We start from the raw sequence: 869 nt of genomic DNA, 5'->3' as shown, positions 1-869 counted from the left end.
GGGCCGCAACTACTCCACCCCGCGCGACCTGACGAAGCTCACCCGCGACGCGATGCGCAATTCCACCTTCCGCTCGATCGTGAAGACCCGCTCCACCAAGCAGAAGACGGTCACCAAGAGCGGCGGCTACCGGTACATGAACTGGCGGAACACCAATCCGCTGCTGGGCAGCTACTCGGGCGCACTCGGCGTCAAGACCGGCTCGGGTCCCGAGGCCAAGTACTGCCTGGTGTTCGCCGCCAAGCGCGGCGGCAAAACGGTGATCGGCACCGTTTTGGCCTCATCCTCCGCGGCCAAACGCACGACCGACGCCAAGAAACTTCTCTCTTACGGCTTCAATAAGTGAGCCTGTTGTGGGCAGCTGTTCCGCAGGGCGTGGGGGCACCTCGGGCGGACCGAGTGCCCGCAAGCGGGTGAAAGCTGCCCACAACCGAGGTTCCGAGGGGTTACTCCCTCGGTTTGGGGCGCCAGACGACCAGGGCGCTGGAGGAGCGCACATCCTCGTACGGCACCAGATCGCGCCGATACGAGGCATGCACCTGCGCCTCGCGCTGCTGCATCGCCGCCGCGGCGCCCTCGACCGCGGCGGACAGCTCGGCAACCCGCTGCTGCAGCGCCGCGACCTGGTTCTCCAGTTCGATGATGCGCTTGATCCCGGCGAGGTTGATGCCCTCGTCCTGGCTGAGCCGCTGCACCTCGCGCAACTGCTCGATGTCCCGCGCCGAGTAGCGGCGGCCCCGCCCGGGTGTGCGGTCGGGCGAGACCAGGCCCAGCCGGTCGTACTGCCGCAGGGTCTGCGGGTGCAGCCCCGAGAGCTGGGCGGCGACCGAGATGACGTAGACAGGAGATTCGTCCGTCAGCTCGTACGC

At 67.7% G+C, this 869-nt stretch carries 2 protein-coding genes; one reads left to right on the top strand and one right to left on the bottom strand.

What is annotated here, in order from left to right; all coding sequences use genetic code 11:
• Positions 1 to 346, top strand: a 346-nt coding sequence (locus tag ACFXIV_RS47950) for a D-alanyl-D-alanine carboxypeptidase family protein (RefSeq protein ID WP_379421543.1), incomplete at its 5' end; no start/stop codon positions are given.
• 100 nt (positions 347 to 446) lie between these two features.
• On the opposite strand, the gene ACFXIV_RS47945 is transcribed toward ACFXIV_RS47950, so the two are convergent.
• On the bottom strand, positions 447 to 860 hold the full coding sequence (locus ACFXIV_RS47945) for a heat shock protein transcriptional repressor HspR (RefSeq protein ID WP_180289928.1): 414 nt from the start codon (positions 858 to 860) through the stop codon (positions 447 to 449).
• Positions 861 to 869: the final 9 nt, after the last annotated feature.

Origin of the sequence: Nocardia sp. NPDC059236 (genome assembly GCF_042754085.1) — a bacterium.
Lineage (GTDB): Bacteria > Actinomycetota > Actinomycetes > Mycobacteriales > Mycobacteriaceae > Nocardia.
The sequence above is the reverse complement of the archived record's forward strand: the minus strand, read 5'-3'. Positions and strand labels throughout refer to the sequence as shown.